General features: G+C 71.5%; 4 protein-coding genes. 1 reads left to right on the plus strand and 3 read right to left on the minus strand.

Features of this window, described 5'->3' with window-relative positions:
• From G6027_RS14990 to G6027_RS15000, 3 genes are all read right to left on the minus strand, one after another.
• On the minus strand, positions 1–357 hold a 357-nt coding region (locus G6027_RS14990), incomplete at its 3' end, for an ATP-binding cassette domain-containing protein (RefSeq protein ID WP_182637870.1).
• Complete coding sequence (locus G6027_RS14995; RefSeq protein WP_182637871.1) at positions 354–1,352, minus strand: metal ABC transporter substrate-binding protein; 999 nt, start codon at positions 1,350–1,352, stop codon at positions 354–356. The genes G6027_RS14990 and G6027_RS14995, both read right to left, overlap by 4 nt.
• Positions 1,353–1,366: 14 nt before the next feature.
• Positions 1,367–1,858, minus strand: a complete 492-nt coding sequence (locus G6027_RS15000) for a tRNA (cytidine(34)-2'-O)-methyltransferase (protein ID WP_182637872.1) — start codon at positions 1,856–1,858, stop codon at positions 1,367–1,369.
• 60 nt (positions 1,859–1,918) lie between these two features.
• Here G6027_RS15000 and G6027_RS15005 point away from each other — a divergent pair.
• Positions 1,919–2,676: bifunctional methylenetetrahydrofolate dehydrogenase/methenyltetrahydrofolate cyclohydrolase (locus tag G6027_RS15005; protein ID WP_182637873.1), on the plus strand; the 758-nt coding region annotated here is incomplete at its 3' end.

Raw genomic sequence — 2,676 nt, forward strand, 5'->3', positions numbered from 1 at the left:
CCCGGTGAAGCGGCGGCGGCCCTGCATAACCACCTCGCCCGCGGTGACCGGGAAGCGCTCGTCGAGTCCGTCCGACTGGGGGACCGCCGCCACCCGGCCGGTGCGCAGCGCGCGGCGCACAGGGGAGCCGAGGAGGCGCACCGATCCAGCGGTCGGGGGGACCAGCCCGAGCAGTGACTGGAGCAGGGTGGACTTCCCGGACCCGTTGGGGCCGAGCAACACCGTGATCTCCCCGGTCGGCACGGACAGGGACACCGAGTCGAGAGCCCGGATCTGGCCGCGGTCGACGGTGAGGTCGGTGACGACGACGGCGGGGGGTCCCGCGTGCACGGAGAAGGGCAGTGGCCGGTCGGTCATGACGTCAGCTCCCGGGTGATGATCTCGAGGTCGTGATCGAGCAGGTCGAGGTAGGTGGGCACCGGGCCGCTGGGGGCGGAGAGGGAGTCGACGTACAGCAGCCCGGCGACCCTGCTGCCCGTCTCGGCCGCGACCTGCTCCATCGCCGCGCCGGACACCGTCGACTCGCAGAAGACCGCGGGGATCTCGCGATCGCGCACCTCGTCGATCAGAGCGGTGACCTGACGGGGCAGCCCCTGGGACTCGCTGTTGACCGGCCACAGGTAGAGCTCCTCGAGACCGAGGTCGCGGGCCAGGTAGGAGAACGCGCCCTCACACGTGACCAGGACGCGGCGTTCCTCCGGGACCTCCGCGACGGCCGCGCGGGCGCGGGAGGCCAGGTCGTCGAGCTCGGCCACGTAGTCCTCGGAGCGGGCGAGGTACTGCCCGGAGCCGTCCGGGTCGACCTCGGCCAGAGCGCGGGCGATCGTCCGGATGTATCTCGTTCCCTCGTCGGGCGACATCCACGCGTGGGGATTGGGCCGGCCGGTGTAGTTGCCGGAGCGCACCGGCAGGGGGTCGACCCCCTCGGAGGTGACCACGTGGCGCGCGTCGGTCCCGTCGATGAAGCGCAGCAGCCAGTCGTCCATGCCGAGGCCGTTGCTCACCACCAGGTCCGCGCCCTCGACACGCTTGAGGTCGTCGACCGACGGCTCGTACTGGTGCACGTCCGCGCCGGGGGTCGTGACCGACTCCACGCGCACGCGGTCCCCACCGACCCGGCGCGCCATGTCCGCGAGGATCGTGAAGGTCGTGGCCACCACGACCCTGTCGCCGGCCTCCCGCCCGGCGAACCGGGGCCGGTCGTCCACGCCAGCCGCACCGGTGAGGCCGACGGTGCAGGCGGACGTCACGACCGCCGTCGCGAGGGTCACGACGACCGCGGTCGCGGGGGCGACGGACCATCGGCGCGCGCCCCGGGGATTGCGGCCGCCGACCGGATGAGATTTCGGCATACCGAAATATTAAGTCAAAGTGGCGGAATTTCCATACCGCCTGGGTAACCCTGCTGTCTCCATGCCTCGTAGACGGCCACGGCCGCGGCGTTGGACAGGTTCATCGAGCGACGGCCGGCCAACATGGGGATGCGCACCGTCGCCGTCACGCGTTCGTCGGCCAGCACGTCCTCGGCGAGGCCGGTGGGCTCGGGCCCGAACAGCAGGACATCGCCGGGGGAGAACCTGACCTCGGGCAGGGAGAGGTCGGCCCGCACGGTGAACGCCCACACCCGCGCCGGGAGCAGTCGGGCGTACGCGGCCTCCAGGTCCTCGTGGACCTCCACGTGCGCCAGATCGTGATAGTCGAGCCCTGCCCGCCGCAGCTGCGGCTCGGTCAGGTCGAATCCCAGTGGCCCGGCCAGATGGAGTTCGCACCCCGCGCCCGCGGCCAACCGGATGGCGTTGCCGGTGTTGGGCGGGATGCGGGGTCGGTCGAACAACACACGCACGCCGGCTCCGGTCATGGCGGCCATTCTCGCAGTGCGCTGGCGACGTGCCCGCTCCGGAGTGGGATACTGGCGCTCGTGACCGCTATCAAGCTGGACGGAAAGCTCACCCGCGACGAGATCGTCGCCGACCTCACCGACCGGGTCGCCGCGTTGCGCGACAAGGGCATCACCCCGGGGCTGGGGACGGTCCTGGTGGGCGACGACCCGGGCAGCCACTCCTACGTCAAGATGAAGCACCGCGACTGCGAACAGGTCGGCATCGCCTCCATCCGTCGTGACCTGCCCGCCGAGACCGGTCAGGCCGAACTCGAGGCCGTGATCGACGAGCTCAACGCCGATCCGGCATGCACCGGGTACATCGTGCAGCTGCCGTTGCCGAAGCACCTCGACGAGAACGCGATCCTCGAGCGCATCGACCCGGACAAGGACGCGGACGGGTTGCATCCCGTCAACCTCGGCAAGCTGGTCCTCAACGCGACGGCCCCGCTCCCGTGCACCCCCAACGGCGCCATCCACCTCCTGCGGCGTTTCGGTGTCGAGCTCGACGGGGCACACGTGGTGGTGATCGGCCGCGGGGTGACCGTGGGGCGGCCGATCGGGTTGATGCTCACCCGCCGCAGCGAGAACTCGACCGTCACCCTGTGCCACACCGGCACACGCGACCTGGCCGCCGAGACGCGGCGGGCCGACGTGATCGTGGCCGCGGCCGGCGTCGCCCACATGCTCACCCCGGACATGGTCAAGCCGGGCGCGGCGATCCTCGACGTGGGGGTGTCCCGGCTCGACGGCAAGCTGGCCGGCGACGTCCACCCGGACGTGTGGGACGTCGCGGG

Source organism: Dietzia sp. SLG310A2-38A2 (assembly GCF_014145095.1).
GTDB lineage: Bacteria > Actinomycetota > Actinomycetes > Mycobacteriales > Mycobacteriaceae > Dietzia.

Bases quoted from the DNA above. Each gene is read 5' to 3' on its own strand.
- G6027_RS14995 (WP_182637871.1), bottom strand. From the start codon at position 1,352: ATGCCGAAATCTCATCCGGTCGGCGGCCGCAATCCCCGGGGCGCGCGC.
- G6027_RS15000 (WP_182637872.1), bottom strand. From the start codon at position 1,858: ATGACCGGAGCCGGCGTGCGTGTGTTGTTCGACCGACCCCGCATCCCG.